Raw genomic sequence first — 22,196 nt, forward strand, 5'->3', positions numbered from 1 at the left:
GCTGGACACGGAACGAGTCAACGGCGCCGGCCGCGCGGGTCACGGCGCACCGAGGCGTGAGGACGAGGCATGGACGAGACCACGGCAGGCGGGACGGACGAGACCGTCGTGCGCTATGAGCCGCTCACGGCCTCGGACCTCGCCGAGCTGGTGCTCGGTCTGGCCGCGGTCGGGGTCGAGACCGTCGGCCGCGTCGTCGAGGCGATCCGGCCACCGACGCTGGTCACGGCCGTCGTCAAGGCTCCGCTGACCGCGGCCCTGACCGACCTGGGCTCCAAGCTTCGGCGCGCGGACTGGTCGCAGGAGCTGCTCCGTCGTGGGCACTCGCGACGGGGCGAGCTGGGTCGACGCGTCGAGGTGACGGCCCAACGGGTGGCCGCGGCCGTCGTCGAGGCAGTGCTCGACGTCGTGGACCTCACCGACATCGTCGTCGACCACGTCGACCTCGACGCGGTCGTGAGCACCGTGGACCTCGACCGTGCCGTCTCTCGGGTCGACATCGACGCCATCGTCTCTCGGGTCGACATCGACGCGATCGTCTCCCGGGTCGACGTCGACGCCATCGTCGAGCGGCTCGACATCGACGGGATCGTCGCCCGGGTGGACCTCGACCGGGCGGTGTCCAGGGTCGACATCGGGGCGGTCATCGAGCGGCTCGACATCGACGGGATCGTCGCCCGGGTGGACCTCGACCGTGCCGTCTCGGGTGTGGACATCGACGCGATCGTCGGCCGGGTCGACATCGACGCCATCGCCGCCCGCATCGACCTCGACGCGATCCTGGACCGGGTCGACGTCAACGCCGTCGCACAGCGGCTGGACCTCGACGCCGTCGTGGGCAGACTCGATCTCATCGGCCTCGCCGAGTACGTCGTCGAGGAGATCGACCTCCCCGGCATCATCCAGAGCTCGTCCGGGGCCATGGCCTCAGAGGGCATGCGCGAGGTGCGCTGGCAGGGCGTCGGGGCCGACGAGCGCGTCGCGCACGTCGTCGACCGGATGCTCCGGCGCAGGCCGAGGGCGCCGGGTCCGGGCGTTCCTGCCACCGAGATCGCCACCCGACCCGTGATCCCCGGGTCAGCCGGATGAACGGCGCGGCGCCATGACGTCACCGTCGCGCCCCGGCCGGGACCCGGTGTCCCGGATCGTCCTGCCCGGCCCGGCCCGTTCGGTCCAGGGGCACCGCGCCGGCATCGTCACGCGGGTGGCCGCCGGAGCCGTCGACCTCGTCGTCGCCCTCCTCGGCGTCGCCCTCATGTATGCCGCGTGGGCGGGCACGATCTTCCTGCTCGGTCCGCAGTCCTTCCACTTCCCCGACCCCGGCGGCCTGCGACTGCTCCTGCTCGTGCTCGGGCTGCTCACGGCATACCTCACCGTCGCGTGGGCCACGACGGGCCGCACCTTCGGCAACCGCCTGCTCGGCCTTCGGGTCGTCGACGACGGCGGGCGCACGATCGGTCTCGCACGGGCCTTCTTGCGTGCCGCGGCGTGCGTCATGTTCCCGATCGTCCTCTTCTGGGTCGTCGTCAGCCGCGAGAACCGGTCGCTACCGGACATCCTGCTGCGCACGTCCGTCGTCTACGACTGGACGTCCAACGCAGGCCGGGGTCACGAGCCCACGTCGACCCCACGGGCGATCGTGCTGCCCCCGGAGGACTGAGCCCCGACGGCGCGTACCAACGGTCGTCGGTTCCTCGCCGCCGGATCGGCGCCGGATCGGCGCCGGGTCGCCGCCGGAGGTCAGCCGGCGTCGCCGCGGTGGATCGGGGCGTGCGGGAACGACGTCTCGGCGACGCCCTCGAGCTCGGCCCGGTGGTTGCGGATGAGGTCGAGGTTGCGGTCGCGCAGGTGGTCGAACGCCTGCCCGACGTTGGACCCCGGGGTCAGCGACGAGAGCGCGTCGGCCGGGTCGAGCCGGGCCGAGACCCAACCCGGGTGCGTCGCAGCCTTGGCCACGATGTGGCCGATCGGCGTCACGATGTGCGAGTTGCCGAAGTAGAGCACACCCGCGGGGTCGGCACCGACGGCGTTGGCCCCGATGACGTAGACGTGGTTGTCGTAGGCACGCGCGCGCGACGTGAGGTCCCAGATGTCGGCGGAGCGCAGCAGCGCCGACGGCCGACAGATCACCTCGGCCCCCTGGACCGCCTGGATGCGCGAGAGCTCGGGGTAGTCGCCGTCGAAGCAGATGATCATGCCGATGCGGCCGAGCTCGGTGTCGCACACCGTCACGGTGTCGCCCGGCGTGACCCAGCCGCCGCCGCTGACGATCTCGGAGCAGAACGGGTGCGTCTTGCGATAGATCCCCAGGACCTCACCCGAGGGGCCGACGAGCACCGAGGAGTTGTAGACGACGCCACGCTCGGGCCCGCGCTCGTAGGTGCCGACGCAGACGTGCACGCCGAGCTCACGGGCCACGGCCTGGATCGGCTCGACCATCGGTCCGGGCAGCTCGGTGACGAGGTCCCAGAGCTCCTCCTTGGAGCAGCCCGGGGTGAAGCCCGTCGTCGCGGTCTCCGGGAGCACGACGAGCTCGGCCCCGGTGGCTGCGACACACTGCCGCGTCATGTCGACGCACGCGTCGAGGTTGGCCCGGATGGTCTCGGCGCTGAGGGGGGCCGGGACGGGGGCGACCTGGACGGCCGCGGCGGTGAAGGCACGCATCGTCAGTTCCTCCGACCCATCGCCCAGCCGAGGAGGACACCGACGAGAGCGACGGCCCCGCCGGTGACGACGCCGAGGGCGTACTCGCGCCCGGCGAACGACCCCGTGGGAGCCGGCCGACCGGCATACGACACCGGGGTGCCGGGCGCCGCAGCGCCAGCAGGTATGCCGGGTGCCGCGGTCGGCGTGAGGGCCGCGGGGGCGCTCGGGGTGGCGGGGCGGACGCCCGAGATGTCGGCGTCGACGGCCGAGAAGAACTGGCCCGCCATCTTCTTCGTGACGCCGGCGAGCATGCGCTGGCCGACGCCGCCGATGACGCCTCCCACGGACGCGTCCGCGTCGTAGGTCAGGTCGGTGCCACCGGCGCTCGACGGTGCGAGCCGCACCACGACGTCGGCGTCGACGGTGCCGGGCGCGCCCGCACCCGAGGCCTTCATGGTGAAGGAGCCGGGGTGCTGCGGGTCGCGCAGGGACACCTCGCCGTCGTAGGTGCCCTTGATGGCGGCGACACCCGCCGTCACGGTCATGGCGTAGTGGTCGGGGGCGAGCTCGGTGAGGCGCTCGCAGCCCGGCAGGCAGCGCGCGAGCACGGCCGGGTCGTGGAAGGCGTCCCACACCTGCTGCGGGTCGGCCGCGAGGGTGGCGGATCCGGTGATCTTCATGCGGTCGGCTCCTTCGATGACGGGTGCGTCGTGCGGGTCGTGCGGTGCAGGGACGGGATCTCGCCGTCCGCGTGGCGGCGGCGCAGCTCCCAGAGGTCGTAGGGCGAGATCGGCATCCGGGTGATCGGGAAGCCCTCGGCGTCCTCGATGGCCGACGCGATGACGGCGGACACGGGGATGCAGCCCGCCTCGCCGGCGCCCTTGATGCCCAAGGGGTTCAGCGGCGACGGGGTCTCGAGGTGGTCGGCCTCTATGGTCGGCACCTCGGACGCGTAGGGCATGAGGAAGTCCATGAAGCTCGCGTTGAGCAGCTGCCCCGACTCGTCGTAGGCCATCCGCTCGTAGAGCGCGCCGCCGACACCCTGGGCGACGCCACCGTGGACCTGGCCCTCGACGATCATCGGGTTGATCATCGTGCCGCAGTCGTGGATGACGCAGTAGCGCAGGATCTTGATCTCGGCCGTGACCGGGTCGGTCTCGACGATGGCTGCGTGCATGCCGTTGGCGAAGGTCGCCTGGGTGGGGGAGTAGAAGTCCTTGCCCTCGAGGCCCGGCTCCTCGTCGTCGGCCACGGGGGGCTTGTCGGGGTCGAAGGTGCCGGCGAACTGCGTCGCGGCCTTGGCCGCCTCGTCGAACGCGTAGCGGAGCGGGTTGGAGAGCACCGACACCGTGCCGAGGCTCATCGACGTCGCCGGAGCACCCTTGACCCGCACCGTGCCCTCGACGATCTCGAGGTCCTCGGGCGACACCTCGAGGGCGTCGGCGGCGATGCGCAGCGCCTTGGCCCGCACGTTGCGGGCGGCGAGGGCGATGGCGCTGCCGCTCATGACCGCGGCGCGCGACGCGAAGGTGCCCACGGCATACGCCATCTTGCGGGTGTCGCCGGTGGTGACGTAGACGTCCTCCATGCGCACGCCGAGCTCCTGGGCGACGATCTGGGCGAAGACGGTCTCGTGCCCCTGGCCCTGCGACGTCAGGCCCGTCGAGACGTTGACCCGGCCGCTCGTCTCGATCTGGATGTGGCCGCCCTCGTAGGGACCGACGCCGGTGCCCTCGACGTAGCAGCCGATGCCGAGCCCGACCTTGCGGCCTTCGGCCTCGGCCTCGCGGCGGTAGTCGGCGAAGTCGTCCCAGCCGACGAGGTCCTTGAGCTTTGCGAGGCTGGCCGGGAAGTCACCCGAGTCGTACTTGAGCGGGCGGCCGTCCTGGAAGAGCAGGCCGTGGTCCCACGGCATCTCGGTCGGGAGGATGAAGTTGCGCGAGCGCACCTCGGCGCGGTCGAGGCCGAGCTCGTCGGCGATGGCGTCCATCGTGCGCTCCATGGCGAAGCACCCCTGCGGGCGGCCGGCGCCCCGGTAGGGCGTCACGAGAACGGTGTTCGTGTAGAGCGACCAGAACTCGCAGCGGTAGGTCCCCGGCTTGTACGGGCCGAGCAGCTGGGTCGAGGTGATGATCGGGACGATGATCCCGTAGGGGGTGTAGGCGCCGTTGTCGTGCCAGAGCTTGACGTCGAGGGCGAGCAGGTGGCCCTCGTCGTCGAAGCCGACGGTGACCCGCTGGAGCTGGCCGCGCTCGTGCGCCGCGCTGATGAAGTGCTCGCGCCGGTCCTCGGCCCACTTGACCGGGCGGCCGAGGAGGATCGCGGCCCACGGGACGAGGACCTCCTCGGGCCACGGGTGGACGATCTTGACGCCGAAGCCGCCGCCGACGTCGGGGGCGATGCACTCGACCTTCGCGAGCGGCAGGTCGAGCTTGGCGGCGACAGCGGCGCGCACGCCGGTCGAGGTCTGGGTCGAGGAGTACATCCGCAGCTCGCCGCGGTCGCGGTCCCAGCGGGCGTAGACGCCCTTGCCCTCCATGGGCATGCACGCGCTGCGCTCGATGTCGAGGTCGAGCGTCAGGGTGTGCGGGGCGGCGGCCATCGCGGCGTCGACGTCGCCGACCTCCTGGAGCATGTGGGCCGCGACGTTGTCGGGCACGTCGTCGTGCACGAGCAGCTCGCCGGAGCGGGCGGCCTCGATGCCGACGACGACGGGCAGCTGGTCGTAGGTGACGCGGATGCGCTGGCAGGCATCCTCGGCGACGTAGCGGTCGGTGGCGACCACCATGACGATCGGCTCGCCGACGTGGTTGACCTCGTCCTTGGCCAGGGCGTAGCCGGTGCGGCCGTGGGTCAGCGTCGGGTGCGGGATGAGCAGGGGCAGCGGCTCGCCGACCCGGCCCGGGAGGTCCTCGTGGACGTAGATGCCGACGACGCCCTCGACCTCGATCGCCTCGGAGGCGTCGATGTCGACGATGCGGGCGTGGGCGTGCGGGCTGCGGACGAAGGCGGCGGCGAGGGCGTCGTGGCCGAGGTCGTCGAGGTAGCGGCCGCCGCCGGTGACGAGGCGAGGGTCCTCCTTGCGCCTGATCGGCGCGCCGAACATCTGGGTCGTCACGCCTGCTCCTCCGCCCGCTCGACCTTGATCTCGGCGGCGCGCAGGACGCTCTTGACGATGTTCTGGTAGCCGGTGCAGCGGCAGAGGTTGCCCGAGATCGCCTCTCGTGCTTGCTCGCTCGTCGGTGAGGGGTTCTCCTCGAGGTAGGCCGTGACGGTCGTGAGGAAGCCCGGGGTGCAGAAGCCGCACTGGAGCCCGTGACACTCGGCGAAGGCCTGCTGGACCGGGTTCATCGACTCGCCGGTCGGGGCGACGCGCGCGTCGGGCGCCGAGCAGAGGCCCTCGACGGTCGTGATCGCGTGGTCCTGCGCCGTGACGGCGAACATGAGGCACGAGCGCATCGGCTGGCCGTCGACGAGGACGGTGCAGGCGCCGCAGACGCCGTGCTCGCAGCCGACGTGGGTGCCGGTCAGCTCGAGGTCGTGGCGCAGGAAGTCCGAGAGCAGCCGGCGGGCGGGCACGGCGGCGGAGCGACGTACGCCGTTCACGGAGACCGTGACGTCGTGGAGCCGCTCCGTGATGCCGGCAACATCAGATCCGAGGTCGGTCATCGTCCTCCCCTTTCCTCACCGAACGCAGCGTTCGGTCGCGAACTCAGTGGTCTAACAGCGCTTTCGCTACCGAACGCAGCGTTCGGTGGGGGGCGTCGGGCGCGGTCGGCGGCCTGGGGGAGGACCCGACGGGTCAGCTCGGTGACGAGCATGCGGCGGTAGTCGGCGCTCGCGTGGATGTCGCCCTCCGGGTCGACGTGCCCGCGCACCGCCTCGGCGGCGGTGTCGAGCGCCGCGTCCCACGCGCCCGAGCCCGGCTCGACCCCGTCGAGGGCCGGTCCGAGGTCGAGGACCGAGGGCACGTCGGTGACGGAGACGAACGAGGCGCGGGCGCCGGAGACGACGCCGTCGGCGACCGTCAAGGCCACCCCGACGCCGGCCATGGCGTAGTCGCCGTGACGCCGGGCCGCCTCGGTGAACGCGGTGCCGGTGCCGGCCGGGAAGCGGCCGAAGCGCACCGCGACGGCGAGCTCCTCGGCCGCGAGCGACGTCTCGAGGGCGCCGAGGAAGAAGTCCGACCACGCGATCTCGCGCGACCCGGACGGGCCCGCCACCTCGACCACCCCGTCGGTCAGGGCGAGGATCGCGGGCATCTCACCGGCCGCGTCGGCGTGGGCGATGGAGCCGACCGTCGTGCCGCGGTTGCGGATGGCCGGGTGGGCGACGTTGACGAGCGCCTGGCGCAGGAGGGGGAGGGCGGCATACGCCTCCGCGGAGCGCTCGAGCCCGGCGTGGCGCACGAGGGCGCCGACGCGTACGGCCTCGGGTGTCACCTCGACGGTGTCGAGGCCGGCGACGCGGTTGATGTCGACGAGGTGCGCCGGGGAGGCCAGGCGCATGTTGAGGATGGGGATGAGACTCTGGCCGCCCGCGAGGACCTTGCCGTCGTGCCCGACCTCGGTGAGGACGGAGACGGCCTGCTCGACGGTGAGCGGTGCGTGGTGCTCGAAGGGGGCGGGCTTCACCGAACTGATCCTGCCTTCCGACCCCCGCTGGGGACTAGTGATGGTTGTGCATCGCTGCTCGTGGGCTTTTGGCAACTTCTGCCCTGAACGGGCCGTGGGCCCCCGATCCGAGATCGGGAGCCCACAGGCCGGTGGTGCGTGATGCGTCAGTGGCGCCGCAGGTCCGGTCCGCCCGGGCGGTCCTGGTAGAGGTCGTCGATGCCGTCGCCGTCGCCGTAGTCCCCTTCCCGTTCGCCGAGCGAGATCATCGTGCCGCTCGCGGCGTCGGCTCGCTCACGCAGGTCTGTCGGGGCGAGGGCGCGGGCCGCGTGGTAGGCCACGATGGTCACGATCGTGCCGAGCGCGATGCCACCGAGCGTGAAGTCCGACGTGAAGACGAGCGAGACGCCGCCGATGCCGATGATGATGCCGGCCGCGATGGGCACGAGGTTGATCGGGTTGCCGAAGTCGACCCCGTTCTCCTTCCAGATCTTCGCGCCGAGCAGGCCGATCATGCCGTAGAGCACGACGGTGATGCCGCCGAGCACGCCGCCCGGCACAGAGGCCACGAGCGCGCCGAACTTCGGCGAGAGGCCGAAGATGATCGCGACGACCGCGGCAACGTAGTAGGCCGCCGTCGAGTAGACGCGGGTGGCCGCCATGACGCCGATGTTCTCGGCATACGTCGTCGTCGGCGAGCCGCCGACCGAGCTGGCGATGACGGTGCCGATGCCGTCGGCCGCGATGGCGCGCCCCATGTAGGGGTCGAGGTTCGACTTCGTCATCTCGGCGACTGCCTTGACGTGGCCGGTGTTCTCCGCGATGAGTGCGATGACGGCCGGGAGGACGAGCAGGATCGCGGCGACCGAGAACGACGGTGCGTGGATGCCGACGATCTCCTTGCCGTCGGCTCCGGTCGTCGACGTCGGCGGGAGGCCGAACCAGGGCTGGCTCGCGAGGTTGTCGAAGTTCGTGCGGAAGTGCGTCGTGACCTTGCCGGCGCCGGCGTCGAAGGACGTGATCTGGCCGAACACCTTGTCGAAGATCCACGAGATGATGTAGCCGAAGATCAGGGCGAGGAAGACCGCGATGCGCGACGCGAAGCCCTTGAAGGCGACCGCGCAGATGATCGTGAACGCCATGACGAGCAGCGCGACCCACTGGTCCTGGGGCCAGTAGATGCTGGCGACGACCGGCGCGAGGTTGAAGCCGATGAGCATGACGACGGCGCCCGTCACGACCGGCGGCAGCACCTTGTGCAGCACCGCGGACCCGGCGAAGTGGATCGCCACACCGACGAGTGCGAGCACGACGCCGGCGACGAGGATCGCGCCCGTCACGTCGGCGGAGGTGCCGCCCTGGGCGCGGATGGCCGCCACCGCACCGACGAAGCTCGCCGACGTGCCGAGGTAGCTCGGGACCTTCCCCTTGACGATGAGCAGGAAGCAGATCGTCGCGATGCCGCTCATCATGATCGCGAGCTGGGCGTTGAGACCCATGACCAGCGGGAAGACGAAGGTCGCCCCGAACATCGCTACGACGTGCTGCGCACCCAGACCGACCGTCCTGCCCCACGCCAGTCGTTCGTCAGGGGCCACGACGTCGTCGGGGCCCATCGTCTTGCCGTCCCCGTGCAGTTTCCAGCCCAAGCCCAAAGCCATTCCGACTCCTATGGTTGCCCCATGAGGTGATGGGGGTCACGTCCCACTCCGGGATGGCCGAAAACTACTCCCACGACAGGGGACTGCGTTCGTCAAACGTTGATACACGCCGACGGAGCCCCTCTGGCAGGAGATGACGTATGCCGTCACCCCCGTTCCCGGCGGTCCGCCGGCTCCCGCCGTGGAAGCTCACACCCCGCGGGGTGCCGTGTTCCACGAACCGCGCGACACGGCATACGCAAGGGGGTGTGACGGTCAGATGCCGCGCATCTGGTGGATCTTGAGCGCAAGGGCGAGGGTGAGGCGCAGGTCGGCGTCGGTCGTGAACGGGCCGAGGATCTTCTCGAGCTTGCCGATGCGGTAACGCAGCGTGTTGTAGTGGAAGAAGAGCAGGCGCGCGGTCTCGGCGACGTTCATGTTCGTGTCGATGAGGATGCTCAGGGTCTGGCGGAGGCCGGCGTACTCCGGTGAGTCGTCGGTGGCCAGCTCGCGCAGCGATTCGGTGACGAAGCGGCGCAGGTCGGCGCCGTCGGGGATGAGGGCGAGCAGGCGGTAGATGCCGAGGCCGTCGACGTGGGTCGTGGCGCCGTCGCCGTGCATCTGGCGTCCGACGGTGACGGCCGAGAGCGCCTCGTCGTATGCCTGGGGCAGGCCGGCGACCGAGGTGATGGGTCGCGAGACTCCGGCCGAGAAGCTGCGTCGACCGCCACCGCCGTCGCCCCGCACGACCCGGACGTACTCGCCGACGATCCGCATGACCTGCTCGGTCTCGGCGCCGGAGGGGACGCCGATGAGGGCGACCACCTCGCGGCTGAATCCCATGACGGGAGAACGGGAGTCGCGCACCGCCACGGCGTGCGTCCAGGCGCGGGCGAAGCGCTGCTGGAGGAAGCGCACCTCGTCGGCGTCGCGGGTCGAACGGTCGTCGTCCTCGTCGGTCTCGGCCACGACGACGACCATGGGCCGGTCGATGTCCCAGCCGAGCGAGCTGGCGTGGGCGACGGCGTCGACGGGGGAGCCGGCACGTCCGGCGAGAGCGTCGCGGAGGAACTCGGCGCGGTACTTGCTCTCGACCGCCGAGACGGCCTGGTCCTTGGTGATGGCGAGGGCGGCGACCGTCGCGGCTCGCTCGAGCAGCCGCACGTCGTCGACCGTCAGGTGCCGGTGGCTGCAGAACGCCATGAGGACGCCGTGGTCGAGGTGGCCGGCGACGATGCGTACGGCAGAGCGGTTGGCGGTCGGGCCGTCGGGGCGCGGGCCCATCGGCTCGGCCTCGGTGAGCAGACGCCCCGTGCGGTCGAAGCACTCGAGGGACAGCGCGTTGTCGAGCTCGCGCTGCGAACCGGCGCGGGCGATGACGCGGCCGTCGGTCGTCGTGACCATCACGGCGCCGTCGAGGAAGCCGACCACCTGCTCGCAGAGGTCGTCGAGCGAGCCGCCGGCGAGGACGATCTGCACGAGGGCCCGGTCGGCGTCCTCGAGCCGGCGCAGGATCGCGGTCTGGTGCTCGAGCATGGCGCTCAGCACGTCGGTCGTGAAGGTCGCGATGTGGTCGAGCGGGACGTCGATGAGCGGCAGGCCCGTCGACTCGGCGGCCTTGACGAGGGCGGCGAGTCGCTTGCCCGACAGCCCGGAGACGACGAGCCCTGCGGCTCCGGCGGTGTCGAGGGCGGCGACCGTGGCGGCGAGCGACGCTGCGTCACCGTCCTGCTCCGCGAGGGCCGCCGCGTCGGCGAGCACGAGCCGGTGGGTCAGCCGGGCCGGGGCGTCGTCGCCCAGGGCGGACCGGAGCGGCGTCGTGCTGTCGACGCTGACGTCGAGGCGTGCGGCCTCGGCCCGGACGACGCCGTGCGCCGCCGCGGCGAGACCGGCGATGAGCCGGAGCGAGATGCCGGACACCTCGGGCTCGGGCTCGCCGGAGCGCCCCGCGGCTGGCAAGTCACCCTCGGGCAGGGGCGGATCGTTGGCAACTTTCACCATGAGCGCACCCTACCCACCGTCGATAGCGTCACGTCAGCGGTCCGCGGCAGGCGGAGCGCCACGGAGCCGGTCCGGGCCTGGACGGCACGGACGGCAGCGGTCTCACGACGGAGGTGCGCGCGGGGATGGACGACCTCGACCTGACGCTGCTGCCGGCTGCGGTGTCGCCTCTCGTGGCGGGCGAGGTGGCCGGAACCCCGCGGCGCTGCCGCGTGCTCAGCGCCTTCCCGACGTGCCTCTACCTCGATCTCGGCGCCCACGAGCGGGTCCTCGCCGTGCTCGCCTCCGACGCCGTCGCACTGCCCATCGGCGTCCGCCTCGCGTTGCCGTCGTCCGAGATCCGCTGGGGTGTCGAGCCCGGCGCCCACGTCGTCGTCGGGGAGGGGCGGGTGCGCCTGCCCCGCGCCGACGTCGTCGCGGCCCGGCTGCTCCGGCCGGCGCGAGTGCGTCCCGCGCCGCGCGGATCCGCTGGTGACGGCTGGCTCCCCGAGCCCGGAGTCCTCGGCGACCTGGCCCACGACCTCGCCGCGGCGGCCCTCGCCGGCCGCTCGGCGGACCCTGGGGTCCGCGGACTCGTGGGCGTCGGGCGCGGCCTGACCCCGAGCGGCGACGACGCGCTCTGCGGCGTCCTGCTCACCCTGGCCGCGGTCGATGCTCCGCCGGCCCGGCGCGCCCTGTCGGCGGTGCGCACCGCCGTCCGCTCGGTGCTGCCGTGGACGACGAGCCTGTCGGCCGCGCTCCTCGTTGCCGCGGGGGCGGGGTATGCCGTCCCGGACGTCGCGCGCCTCGTGACCCGTCTGGTCTCCGGACCCGGGTCAACCAACAGGTCGGCCGGCGCCACACCGGGCCTGAGCCGGGCAGGCGCACCGTCGAACCTGTTGGTTGACCCAGCGGAGGGAAGCGACGTCGGCGGCCTCGTCGACCGGGTGCTCGCCATCGGGCACACCTCCGGCCGCGACCTCCTGTCGGGAGTCAGCGGTGCGCTGCGCGCCGTCGACGCACTCGATTCCGTCCCCCGCCCCGAACCCCGACCTGCCCCAAGACCCGAATCCCAGGAAGGACTCCACCGTGGCTGACCACGTCGAGCTGAGAACCGGCGCCTACTTCGACTCCGTGACCCTCATGCAGGTCTCACGCACGGTCGCCGCCGCTCCCGGCGTCGAGGCCGCGCAGGTCGCGATGGCGACCGAGCTCAACCTCGAGGTCATCCGCGGCATGGGCTTCGACGTGCCCGGCTCGGCGCCCAACGACCTCGTCGTCGCCATCCGCGGTGACGAGGCCGGCATCGCTGCCGGGCAGGCTGCGCTGGAGTCCGCACTCACCCAGAGCCGTTCTGCCGCAGGCGCGTCCGCCGGCTTCGGCGAGGCGCCGACGGCCCGCACGCTCGGCGGTGCGATCCGCCTCTCGGGCGCCGACCTCGCGCTCGTCTCGGTGCCGGGGGAGCACGCCGTCACCGAGGCGCTCGACGCCGTCCGCGCCGGGGTGTCGGTCATGGTCTTCTCCGACAACGTCCCGGTCGAGGACGAGGTGCGGCTCAAGGACGCGGCCGCCGCTGCCGACGTGCTCGTCATGGGGCCTGACTGCGGCACGGCCGTCGTCGGTGGCGTCGCCCTCGGCTTCGCCAACGTCGTGCGACCCGGCTCCGTCGGCCTCGTCGCGGCATCCGGCACGGGCGCCCAGCAGGTCATGTGCCTCCTGGACGCCGCAGGTGTCGGCATCAGCCACTGCCTCGGCGTCGGTGGCCGCGACCTGTCGTCCGCCGTCGCCGCCCGCTCGACGAAGCAGGCGCTCGCAGCGCTCGCCGCCGACCCGGAGACGACGTCGCTCGTCGTCGTCTCCAAGCCTCCCGCTCCCGAGGTGCTCGCCGACCTGGAGGCGTATGCCGCCGGGCTGGGCAAGCCGGTCCACTGGGCCACGCTCGGGGCCGGGCGGCCGGACCTCACGGCGGCCGTCGAGTCGGTGCTGACCGCCGTCGGCGCGGACGTGCCGGTCTGGCCGACGTGGGAAGCCGCGGGCGCCCGATCGGCCACGACGTCCTCCGGGTCGCTGCGCGGTCTCTTCTGCGGCGGCACCCTCGCCGACGAGGCGATGCTCGTCGCGGGTCCGGTGCTCGGCGACATCCGCTCCAACATCCCGCTGCGGCCCGAGCTCGCCCTGGGCGTCGACCTGCGCGACCCCGGCCATGTCGTCATCGACTTCGGCGACGACACGATGACCCGCGGGCGCGCCCACCCCATGATCGACCCGTCACTGCGCCTCGACCGCATCGCCGTCGAGGCCGCCGACCCGACGTGCGGTGTGCTCCTCCTCGATCTCGTGCTCGGCCACGGCGCGCACGCGGACCCCGCTCCGGAGCTCGCTGCCGCCGTCCGTGCTGCCCGCGAGACCGCCGCCGCGAGCGGTCGTGAGCTGCCCGTCGTCGTCTCGGTCACCGGCACCACCTCCGACCCGCAGGGGCTCGACCGGTCGGCGCAGGCTCTCGCGGACGCCGGCGCCGACGTCCTCCTCTCCAACGCCGCAGCCACGCGCCGCGCCCTGCAGCTTCTCGGCCACGACGTGACGGCACCGGAGAGCGCGACGGGCGACACGGCATACGCCCCCGTTGCCGGGACGGCCACCGACGTCGGTGCCGAGCCGCTCCACGGACTGCTAGCAGCGGACGTCACGGTCGCAGCGGCCGGGGTCTCGCTCTTCTCGGATGCCCTTCGGGCGCAGGCGGTCTCGGTGACCGAGGCCTCGTGGCAGCCGCCGATGGCGGGAACGGCGGCCGAGCTCGGTCGGGTCCTGGCCGACCCCCGCCGCGACGCCGCCAACGCCGAGGCACTGCGCCGGATGACCGCGGCAGGTGCCGACCTCGTCGACGTCCGTCCGGCCCACGAGGTGCTCGGGCTCGAGCGGGGCACCTTCCTTCACGCGGGGCCACCCATCGAGTTCGCCCGCGCCTCAGGGCCGCTCAAGGGTGCGCTCATCGGCGCGATGCTCTTCGAGGGGCTCGCCGACACAGCCGAGGAGGCCGAGGCGAAGCTCGAGAAGGGCGACGGCATCACGCTGGAGCCGTGCCACCACCGCGACGCGGTCGGCCCGATGGCCGGCGTCATCAGCCCGTCGATGTGGGTCTACGAGCTGCGCGACGAGGTGCACGACAACACGTCGTGGTGCTCGCTCAACGAGGGGCTCGGCAAGGTCCTGCGCTACGGCGCCTACGGTCCCGAGGTCATCGACCGGCTGCGGTGGATGAACTCCGTGCTCGGCCCGATCCTCCAGCAGGCCGTGCGCACCCGCGTCGAGCAGCAGGGCCCGATCGACGTCAAGGCGATCATCGCCCAGATGCTCCAGATGGGCGACGAGGGCCACAACCGCAACCGCGCCGGATCGCTCATGCTCCTGCGCGAGCTGCTCCCGACGATGATCACGGCCGACGCGTCGTCGACCGACATCGCGGAGGCCGTGCGTTTCTCCGGTGCCAACGAGCACTTCTTCCTCAACCTCGGTATGCCGGCCTGCAAGCTGAGCACCCTGGCCGCCCATGGCATCCCGGGATCCTCGGTGGTGACGACGATGGCGCGCAACGGCACCGACTTCGGCATCCGCGTGTCGGGCACCGGCGACGCGTGGTTCACGGGTCCGGCCAACACGCCCGAGGGCCTCTTCCTCGGGTCCTACGGCCCGGACGACGCGAACCCCGACATCGGCGACTCGGCGATCACCGAGACGGCCGGCATCGGCGGCTTCGCGATGGCCGCCGCGCCGGCGATCGTGAAGTTCGTCGGGGGCGACGTGCCCTTCGCGCTGCGGGCCACGCAGACGATGTACGAGATCACCGTCGGCGAGCACACGGCCTACCAGGTGCCGATCCTCGAGTTCCGTGGCACGCCGACCGGCATCGACGTGGCCGCCGTCGCGCGGACCGGCATCCTGCCGCAGATCAACACCGGCATGGCCGGTCGCGTCGCGGGCACGGGCCAGGTCGGCGCCGGTCTCGTGACCCCGCCCGAACAGTGCTTCACCCAGGCCCTCACTGCTCTCGCGGCGGCCGCGGGCGAGGGCTGACGGAGCGGCCCCCTCAGCTCGGGTCGCGCGGTCGTCGTCGGCCGCGCGGCCCGACCCTCCCTCCGGACCCGACACGCATCTGCCGTGGGAGAAAAGAAGTGGGGCGCTGTCGGCGGCGCGACCTAGGGTGGACAGGCCATGCGAGACTTTCCGCCCCCGATCCGGGCCTACACCGACCGAGGCGCCGAGGCGCCCGACACCCGCTCGCCGCGGGCCTTCCTCTGGTGGATGGTGCGGCAGAACGGCGGCCTGTTCTGGGCCGGGCTGCTCGTCGCCCTCATCTGGATGGTGCCGCAGACGGTCGGGCCGTGGATCGTGGGCCGCGCCATCGACACCGGCATCGTCGCGGGCGACCCGTCGGCGACGATGCAGTGGGTCCTGGTGCTGGGTGCCGTCACCCTCGTCGGCGCGTGCAGCGGCATCCTCTTCCACACGGTCATCGTCCGCGAGTGGCTCATCGCCCTCTACGGCACGACGAAGCTCGTCACGCGCAAGGCGCTCCAGCTCGGCCACGTGCTGACCCGGCGCACGCCGACCGGCGAGGTGCTGTCGGTCTCGGGCAGCGACGGTGACCAGTTCGGTGCCCTCATGGAGATCAGCACGCGGGCCATCTCGCAGCTCGCCGCCTATCTCGTCGTGGCCGCCATCGTGCTCAGCACGTCGGTGCGCATGGGCGTCCTCGTGCTCGTCTCGGCGCCGCTGCTCGTCGTCCTCGGCACGCCGCTGCTGCGGCCGATGCAGCGCTGGCAGGGCGTCGAGCGCTCCCGCAACTCCGAGCTGACGTCGATGGCGACCGACATCGTCGGCGGCCTGCGGATCCTGCGCGGCATCGGCGGTGAGGAGACCTTCGGCGGCAACTACGCCGGGCAGTCCCAGCGCGTGCGCCGGTCCGGCGTCTCGGCCGGTCGCTGGCTCGCCGCCGTCGAGTCCGTCGGCGTCCTCCTCTCCGGTGGCTTCGTCGTCGCCCTGATGTGGCTCGGCACGCGCGAGGTCGCGCAGGGCCGGCTCACGGTGGGGCAGCTCGTCAGCTTCCTCGGCTACGGCCTCTTCCTCGTCCAGCCGATGCGCACCTTCGTCGAGTTCGCCCAGAAGTGGACCCGCTCGGTGGTCTCCGCGCGCAAGGCCGTCGCCGTCCTGTCGCAGCGCCCGCCGTGGGTGCACCCCGACGAGCCGGCCGGCCTCGACACGGGCGCCGAGATCGTCGACGGGACGTCCGGGGCGACCATCCGACCGGGCATCCTCACGATGGTCGTCTCGGCCGTGCCCGACGACTCCGCGGCCCTCGCCGACCGCCTCGGCCGCTACCTGCCCAGCGACGAGGGCGCTCTCGTCAGCGACGAGATCCCCGAGGAGCTCAAGGGCCGCGCCGCCAAGCGGGAGCGCTCGGCGCGCGCCAGGGCCCGGGAGGAGCAGGCCCGCCGCGACGAGGAGCGGGCTCGTCAGCCGTGGGGCGTCACCGTCGGCGGCGTCGACCTCTCCCGCGTGGAGCTCGACGAGGTACGCCGTCGCGTCCTCGTCAGCGACACCTCGCCCCAGGTGTTCGCGGGTACCCTGCGCTCGGCCGTCGACCCGCTCGGCCGGCTGACGCGGGAGCAGGCCGAGCGGGCGCTGCACACCGCCGCCGCCGACGACGTCTTCGACGCCCTCCCGGGTGGGTGGCAGGGCGAGCTCGAGGAGCGCGGACGGGGGCTGTCCGGTGGTCAGCGCCAGCGGCTCGTGCTGATGCGCGCCCTCGCCGCCGATCCCGACGTCCTCGTGCTCGTCGAGCCCACCTCGGCCGTCGACGCCCACACCGAGGTCCGCATCGCGTCCCGTCTCGGGGAGCACCGGGCGGGGCGCACCACGGTCGTCATGACCGCCTCGCCGCTGCTGCTCCACCACGCCGACGAGGTCATCCTCCTCGAGGGTGGGGTCGCGACCGCCCACGGTCGGCACGCCGACCTGCTCGCCGACTCGCCGGCCTACCGCTCGGTCGTCGTCCGCGGCGGCGACGCCGACCCGTCCGTCCTCTCCCACCTCGCCGAGGAGTCCCGATGAGCCGCGCCGACAGCACGGTCGCGACGACCGGCGCCCCGGACGCCGCCGGCATCGCTGACACCACGGACGTCGCGGACGCCACGTGGGTCTCGCTGCTGCCCGAGGTGCTCGCAGCCGAGTCCGCCCGCACCTGGGACTCCGCCATCCACGCACCCGCCGTGCCCGACGAGCTGCGGCCGCCGCAGTCCGCCTCGGTCGGGGAGCGGCTCAGCGCGCTGCACCGGCGCCACCTGCTGCGCGAGCGGCGGGCCCAGGAGTTCGTCGCCGACACGATGAACGCCCGCACCGGCCTGCCCATCGCCGACAACGCACGCGTCGTGCGCTTCATCGGCGGGCTCCTCTCGCAGGAGCGGCTCCTCGTCGTCGCCGTCGTCCTCGCCAACGCGCTCGCCGCCACGGCGGGCCTGCTCGTGCCGCGTCTGCTCGGTGAGCTCGTCGACTCGACGGTCGCCGACGTCGAGGCGGGCCGGGTCGACGCCGCCATGGCCGGGGCCAACTCCGCGGCGCTCGTCGTCGCCGGGCTCGTCGTCGTGCAGAGCGCGTTCACCTTCGCGGCCAAGATCTCCTCGACGGTGCTCGGCCAGAGTGTCCTCGCGACGGCCCGCGAGTACATCGTGCACGCGATCCTGCGGCTGCCGCTCTCACGCGTCGAGAGTGCGAGCTCCGGCGACCTCGTCACGCGAGTCACCCGCGACGTCGGCACGATGAGCGAGAGCGTGCGCTGGGCGCTGCCCGAGGCCATCATCGCGAGCATCACCGTCGTGCTGACCCTCGTCGCCATGGTGAGCAACGCGCCGCTGCTGTCGTTGCCGTCGATCGTCCTCATGTCGCTCGCGCTCTTCCAGGTGCGCCGCTACCTCGGGCGCGCGCCGAAGGGCTACCTCACCGAGGGCGGCACCTACTCGCGCATCAACACCACGCTCACCGAGACCGTGGAGGGCGCCCGCACCGTCGAGGCCCTGGGCCTGACGCGTCACCGCCTGCGTCGCGGCGACGAGGACATCGAGGTGTCCGGCCAGGCCGAGCGCTACACGATGACGCTGCGCAACCTGCTCTTCGCCGTCATGGACATCGCCTTCAGCCTGCCGCGGGTGCTCGTGCTGCTCCTCGGCGCCATCGGCTACGCCCAGGGCTGGGCCACCCTCGGTCAGATCACCACGGCGATCCTCTACACCGAGGCGCTGTGGGGGCCGTTCGACATGCTCGTGCACACCGTCGACCGGGTCCAGGTCGGCATCGCGTCGACGACCCGACTGCTCGGCATCGCGACCGTCCCGCCCGACCGTGAGGCGGGCGCCGACCGACCCACCGGGCCCGAGCTCGTCGGCACCGACCTGCGCTACGCCTACCGCGCCGGTCACGACGTGCTGCACGGCATCGACCTCGACCTCGGCACGGGGGAGCGCCTCGCGATCGTCGGTCCGAGCGGCTCCGGCAAGTCGACGCTGGGTCGCCTGCTGTCGGGCATCCACGGCCCCCGCACCGGGTCGGTGACGGTCGGCGGCGTCGAGCTGACGTCGCTCCCGCTCGACCAGCTGCGCACCGAGGTCGCCCTCGTCACCCAGGAGCACCACGTCTTCATCGGGTCGGTGCGCGACAACGTCGTGCTGGCGCGCGAGGGCTCGACCGACGAGGAGGTCCGCGAGGCCCTGCGCGCCGTCGACGCCCTCGAGTGGGTCGAGCGGCTCCCGGAGGGCCTGGACACCAAGCTCGGCTCGGGCCACCAGGTGCTGTCCCCGGGCCGCGCCCAGCAGATCGCCCTGGCCCGACTCATCCTCGCCGACCCGCACACCATCGTCCTCGACGAGGCGACATCGCTCATCGACCCGCGCACCGCCCGACACCTCGAGGGTTCGATGAACGCGCTGCTCACCGGGCGCACCGTCGTCGCGATCGCGCACCGCCTCCACACGGCGCACGACGCCGACCGCATCGCGGTCGTCATCGACGGGCGGGTCGCCGAGCTCGGCAGCCACGACGAGCTCGTCGAGCAGGACGGGGAGTACGCCGCCCTCTGGCGGGCCTGGACGTCCTGACTGCGGGAGGTCAGGCGTCCACGCGGGCCAGGCGGCGGCGTACGACCGGAGCCGTGAGGTCGAGCATGGCCCGGGTCAGGACCACCCGCTCACGCGCCGTCCGACGCAGCGAGTCCGAGTCCGGGCCGCGCAGCTCGACGGTCGGCAGGGCCGTGAAGAGCGAGCGCGCGAAGAGGGACCCGAGGTAGCCGAAGCGCACGTCCTCCGGGTCGGCGGCGTAGCCCTCGTCAGCGAGGCCACCCAGGTAGGCGTCGAAGATCGCGGCGTCGATGCGCGCGATGTCGGACGCCGGGGTCAGCCCCGCATGCATGGGTCCGACGAGCAGCTGGCCGAGGTCGAAGCCGACGGCGAGCGGCGAGCCGAAGCCCCAGTCGATGACCACGAGGTCGTCCTCGCCGTTGCAGATGAGGATGTTCTGGATGCTCGCGTCACCGTGGGCATAGGTCTGGGGGAGGGCCTCGAGCTCGGCGAGGACGTCCAGGACCAGCGGGAGGAGCTCCCGCAGCTCGTCACGCAGACCTGGGTCCCCCGGGTCACGGAGGGCCTCGGCGAGAGCGGGCCGCGACCAGAGGTCGTCGTCGGCGAGGTCGGTGCCGGCCCCGATCAGCACCCGGCCCTCGACGAGGTAGCGCAGCGCCGCACCGTCGGGGAGCCAGCACGTCTCCGGGAGACGGTCGTTGACGGGTGCGCCCGACCGGCGACGGGCGGCTAGCCGCCCGAGCAGCCTTGCCGCACGGGCGAGCTCGTCGATCGTCCACGGGCCGCGGCGCTCGTCGACGAACTCCCACCAGAGCCCGATGTGGTCATCGTCGAAGACCTCGTGATGGTGCAGTGCGGGCATCCGCATGCCGGGTGGCAGCACCTCGTCGATCCCCGACAGCGTCATGTCGAGCTCGAAGCGCCACGGGAAGAAGTCGACGAACGAGTCGCGGAGGGGTCCTTCGGGCACGTGGACGAGACCGGGCCAGAGGCGCGGGTGGCGCAGCAGCTTGACGAACCACACGGCCTCGCCGCCGTCCGGGCCCGCGGCCGAGGCGTGCCACAGCCCCGCCGTCGCGGGCGAGCCCCAGTCGTAGTCGATCGGCGACAGCGTGACGGCGTCGACGGGGACACGGGCCAGCCGTGCCGTGACACCGGTGATGTCGACTGACATGAGTCCCCCTCAGAAAGTAAAGCGTCTTGACCATTTCGAGGATAGGGTCGGAGCATGGCGCGAGGCAAGAGCGTAGGTATGCCGTCCGCACCCGCGGGTGCGGACGACGACCTCCCCGACCACCTCTTCCGCTGGTCGGATGCCTTGGGGCGCAGGCTGTCCCGGGAGATGCGGGCCATCGCGCCCCCGGACCTCGAGGCGATCGGTGGTCGCCGGGCGCGGCTGCTCCAGATCATCCCGGCCGACGGCCTGCGGGTCACCGACCTCGCGTCCCGCGCCGGCGTCACGAAGCAGGCCATCGGTCAGCTCGTCGACACCCTCGAGGAGCTGGGCCTCGTGCAGAGCAGCCCGAGCGAGAAGGACCGCCGCGTGCGCTGGGTGGCACGGACCCCCGCCGGCGATGCCGTCGTCGACCAGACCCTCGCGCTCATCGCGGAGGCCGAGGACCGGCTCAGCGCCGAGGTCGGTCGGGCCCGCTACGACGCGATGCTCGTGACGATGCGGGAGCTCGGCCGCGACGTCACGTGGTGAACCGAGCGAACCGACGGCGTGGGTCTCGACGGGCACGGGCGCGCGTGTGAAGGTGTGGACATGACCACTGACACGACCGGACAGCAGGGGCGCACGGCATACCTCATCGTCGGCGGAGGGCTCGCCGCGGCGAAGGCCATCGAGGGGATCCGCGAGAGCGACACGGACGGTGCCATCGTCCTCGTGACGGAGGAGGACCGGCTGCCCTACGAGCGGCCGCCGCTGTCCAAGGCCGTGCTCAAGGGCGAGGACGAGATGGAGTCGGCCTTCACCCACGACCGCGACTGGTACGCCGAGCAGGGGGTCGAGCTGCGACTCGGCAGACCCGCCACGTCTCTCGACGCCGAGCAGCACGTGCTGACGCTCGCCGACGGCGACGCGCTTTCCTACGAGCGGCTGCTCATCGCGACGGGATCGTCGGCACGCGCGCTCGACGTGCCCGGCGCGGACCTCGACGGCGTGCTCTACCTCCGTGAGATGCAGGAGTCCGAGGCGCTCAAGGCGCGCTTGACCGACGGGGCCCGCATCATCATCGTGGGCGCCGGGTGGATCGGCCTCGAGGTCGCCGCGGCGGCCCGCGACGCCAGCTGCAGCGTCACCGTCATCGAGCCCCAGGCCGCACCCCTCCTCGGCGTCATGGGCGAGCAGGTCGGGGGCTGGTTCGCGCAGCTACACCGGGGGCACGGGGTCGAGTTCCGGTTCGGCGACGGCGTCGAGCGCATCGAGGGCGAGACCGCGGTGACGGGCGTCGTCACGACGTCCGGCGACACCCTCCCGGCCGATGCCGTCGTCGTCGGGGTCGGCATCACGCCCAACACCGGGCTTGCCGAGGGCGCCGGCATCGACACCGCCAACGGCATCACGACGGACGAGGCGCTGCGCACGTCGGCCGAGGGCGTGTGGGCGGCCGGTGACGTCGCGAGCTGGCGTTCCACGGCGCTCGACACGAACGTCCGCGTCGAGCACTGGGCCAACGCCCACGACGGCGGGCTCGCGGCGGGTCGCTCGATGGCGGGCCAGGACGTCACCTACGACCCGATCCCGTTCTTCTTCTCCGACCAGTACGACATCGGCCTCGAGTACGCCGGCTACGTCCCGCGCGGGTCCGACGCCGAGGTGCTGCTGCGCGGCGAGCCGTCGAGCAACGAGTTCATGGCGTTCTGGGTCGTGCCCGAGGGGGACGGCGTGCGCGTGCTCGCGGGCATGCATGTCAACGTCTGGGACACGATCGACGACGTCCAGCGGCTCGTGCGCGACCGCACCGTCGTCGACCGGGACCGGCTCACCGATGCCGACGTCCCCCTCGCCGACCTGACCTGACCTGACCTGGTCTCACCCAGCTGAGCCGCCGTCCCGGCCCCGACGTCGCCGACGTCGGGGCCGGTCCTGTTGTGTCCGTTGTGCTCACGTGCGGCTCGTGCGTCTCGTACGCTCTGACCGTGGCGGCGTGCCACGCGTTCTCGGGGCCCGCGCGATGCAGGAGTGAGGA

16 protein-coding genes are annotated in these 22,196 nt (G+C 72.5%); 8 read left to right on the plus strand and 8 right to left on the minus strand.

The features are described 5' to 3' along the window. Nucleotides 1-69: 69 nt before the first annotated feature. Entirely contained in the window at nucleotides 70-1,089 is a 1,020-nt protein-coding gene (locus tag ASE25_RS17380) for a hypothetical protein (protein WP_056826810.1), read from the plus strand. Nucleotides 1,090-1,102: 13 nt separating this feature from the next. Further along, a complete protein-coding gene (locus ASE25_RS17385; protein WP_082619924.1) occupies nucleotides 1,103-1,660 on the plus strand; it encodes an RDD family protein in 558 nt (185 codons plus the stop codon). An 80-nt stretch (nucleotides 1,661-1,740) separates the two neighbouring features. Here the strand turns inward: ASE25_RS17385 and ASE25_RS17390 are convergent, their stop codons facing one another. The 7 genes from ASE25_RS17390 to ASE25_RS17420 form a co-directional block, all read right to left on the minus strand. Beyond that, on the minus strand, nucleotides 1,741-2,664 hold the full coding sequence (locus ASE25_RS17390) for a carbon-nitrogen hydrolase family protein (protein ID WP_056778372.1): 924 nt from the start codon (nucleotides 2,662-2,664) through the stop codon (nucleotides 1,741-1,743). Nucleotides 2,665-2,666: 2 nt separating this feature from the next. After that, a complete protein-coding gene (locus tag ASE25_RS17395; protein WP_056826811.1) occupies nucleotides 2,667-3,326 on the minus strand; it encodes a carbon monoxide dehydrogenase subunit G in 660 nt (219 codons plus the stop codon). Then, complete coding sequence (gene cutA, locus ASE25_RS17400) at nucleotides 3,323-5,764, minus strand: aerobic carbon-monoxide dehydrogenase large subunit (protein ID WP_056826812.1); 2,442 nt, start codon at nucleotides 5,762-5,764, stop codon at nucleotides 3,323-3,325. The genes ASE25_RS17395 and cutA overlap by 4 nt, the downstream gene beginning before the upstream one ends. After that, nucleotides 5,761-6,315 (minus strand): (2Fe-2S)-binding protein, encoded by a 555-nt coding sequence (locus ASE25_RS17405; RefSeq protein ID WP_056826813.1) that lies wholly within the window; start codon nucleotides 6,313-6,315, stop codon nucleotides 5,761-5,763. Before ASE25_RS17405 ends, cutA begins: the two co-directional genes overlap by 4 nt. Continuing rightward, the gene (locus tag ASE25_RS17410) at nucleotides 6,312-7,280 is read right to left on the minus strand and encodes a xanthine dehydrogenase family protein subunit M (RefSeq protein ID WP_056826814.1); all 969 of its coding nucleotides are present in this window, start codon (nucleotides 7,278-7,280) and stop codon (nucleotides 6,312-6,314) included. Before ASE25_RS17410 ends, ASE25_RS17405 begins: the two co-directional genes overlap by 4 nt. Nucleotides 7,281-7,426: 146 nt before the next feature. Further along, entirely contained in the window at nucleotides 7,427-8,920 is a 1,494-nt protein-coding gene (locus ASE25_RS17415) for a uracil-xanthine permease family protein (protein WP_082622949.1), read from the minus strand. 255 nt (nucleotides 8,921-9,175) lie between these two features. Continuing rightward, complete coding sequence (locus ASE25_RS17420) at nucleotides 9,176-10,900, minus strand: helix-turn-helix domain-containing protein (protein ID WP_235508732.1); 1,725 nt, start codon at nucleotides 10,898-10,900, stop codon at nucleotides 9,176-9,178. Between the two features lie 125 nt (nucleotides 10,901-11,025). Between ASE25_RS17420 and ASE25_RS17425 the strand changes: the two genes are divergently transcribed. The 4 genes from ASE25_RS17425 (at nucleotide 11,026) to ASE25_RS17440 (ending at nucleotide 19,023) form a co-directional block, all read left to right on the plus strand. Then, a complete protein-coding gene (locus tag ASE25_RS17425; RefSeq protein WP_056826817.1) occupies nucleotides 11,026-11,976 on the plus strand; it encodes a DUF2877 domain-containing protein in 951 nt (316 codons plus the stop codon). Beyond that, nucleotides 11,969-14,950: a DUF1116 domain-containing protein gene (locus tag ASE25_RS17430; protein ID WP_056826818.1), complete on the plus strand. Its 2,982-nt coding sequence runs from the start codon at nucleotides 11,969-11,971 to the stop codon at nucleotides 14,948-14,950. Before ASE25_RS17425 ends, ASE25_RS17430 begins: the two co-directional genes overlap by 8 nt. Before the next feature lie 138 nt (nucleotides 14,951-15,088). Next, nucleotides 15,089-16,987 carry an ABC transporter ATP-binding protein gene (locus ASE25_RS17435; protein ID WP_056826819.1) on the plus strand — a complete coding sequence of 633 codons (1,899 nt, stop codon included), beginning with the start codon at nucleotides 15,089-15,091 and terminating at the stop codon, nucleotides 16,985-16,987. Further along, nucleotides 16,984-19,023: an ABC transporter ATP-binding protein gene (locus ASE25_RS17440; RefSeq protein WP_082622950.1), complete on the plus strand. Its 2,040-nt coding sequence runs from the start codon at nucleotides 16,984-16,986 to the stop codon at nucleotides 19,021-19,023. Before ASE25_RS17435 ends, ASE25_RS17440 begins: the two co-directional genes overlap by 4 nt. A gap of 10 nt (nucleotides 19,024-19,033) precedes the next feature. Here the strand turns inward: ASE25_RS17440 and ASE25_RS17445 are convergent, their stop codons facing one another. Continuing rightward, nucleotides 19,034-20,176 (minus strand): phosphotransferase, encoded by a 1,143-nt coding sequence (locus ASE25_RS17445; protein ID WP_056826820.1) that lies wholly within the window; start codon nucleotides 20,174-20,176, stop codon nucleotides 19,034-19,036. Nucleotides 20,177-20,230: 54 nt separating this feature from the next. Between ASE25_RS17445 and ASE25_RS17450 the strand changes: the two genes are divergently transcribed. Further along, nucleotides 20,231-20,707 carry a MarR family winged helix-turn-helix transcriptional regulator gene (locus tag ASE25_RS17450; protein ID WP_082622951.1) on the plus strand — a complete coding sequence of 159 codons (477 nt, stop codon included), beginning with the start codon at nucleotides 20,231-20,233 and terminating at the stop codon, nucleotides 20,705-20,707. 60 nt (nucleotides 20,708-20,767) lie between these two features. After that, complete coding sequence (locus ASE25_RS17455) at nucleotides 20,768-22,027, plus strand: NAD(P)/FAD-dependent oxidoreductase (RefSeq protein ID WP_056826903.1); 1,260 nt, start codon at nucleotides 20,768-20,770, stop codon at nucleotides 22,025-22,027. Nucleotides 22,028-22,196: the final 169 nt, after the last annotated feature.

Source organism: Terrabacter sp. Root85, from assembly GCF_001429185.1.
GTDB lineage: Bacteria > Actinomycetota > Actinomycetes > Actinomycetales > Dermatophilaceae > Terrabacter.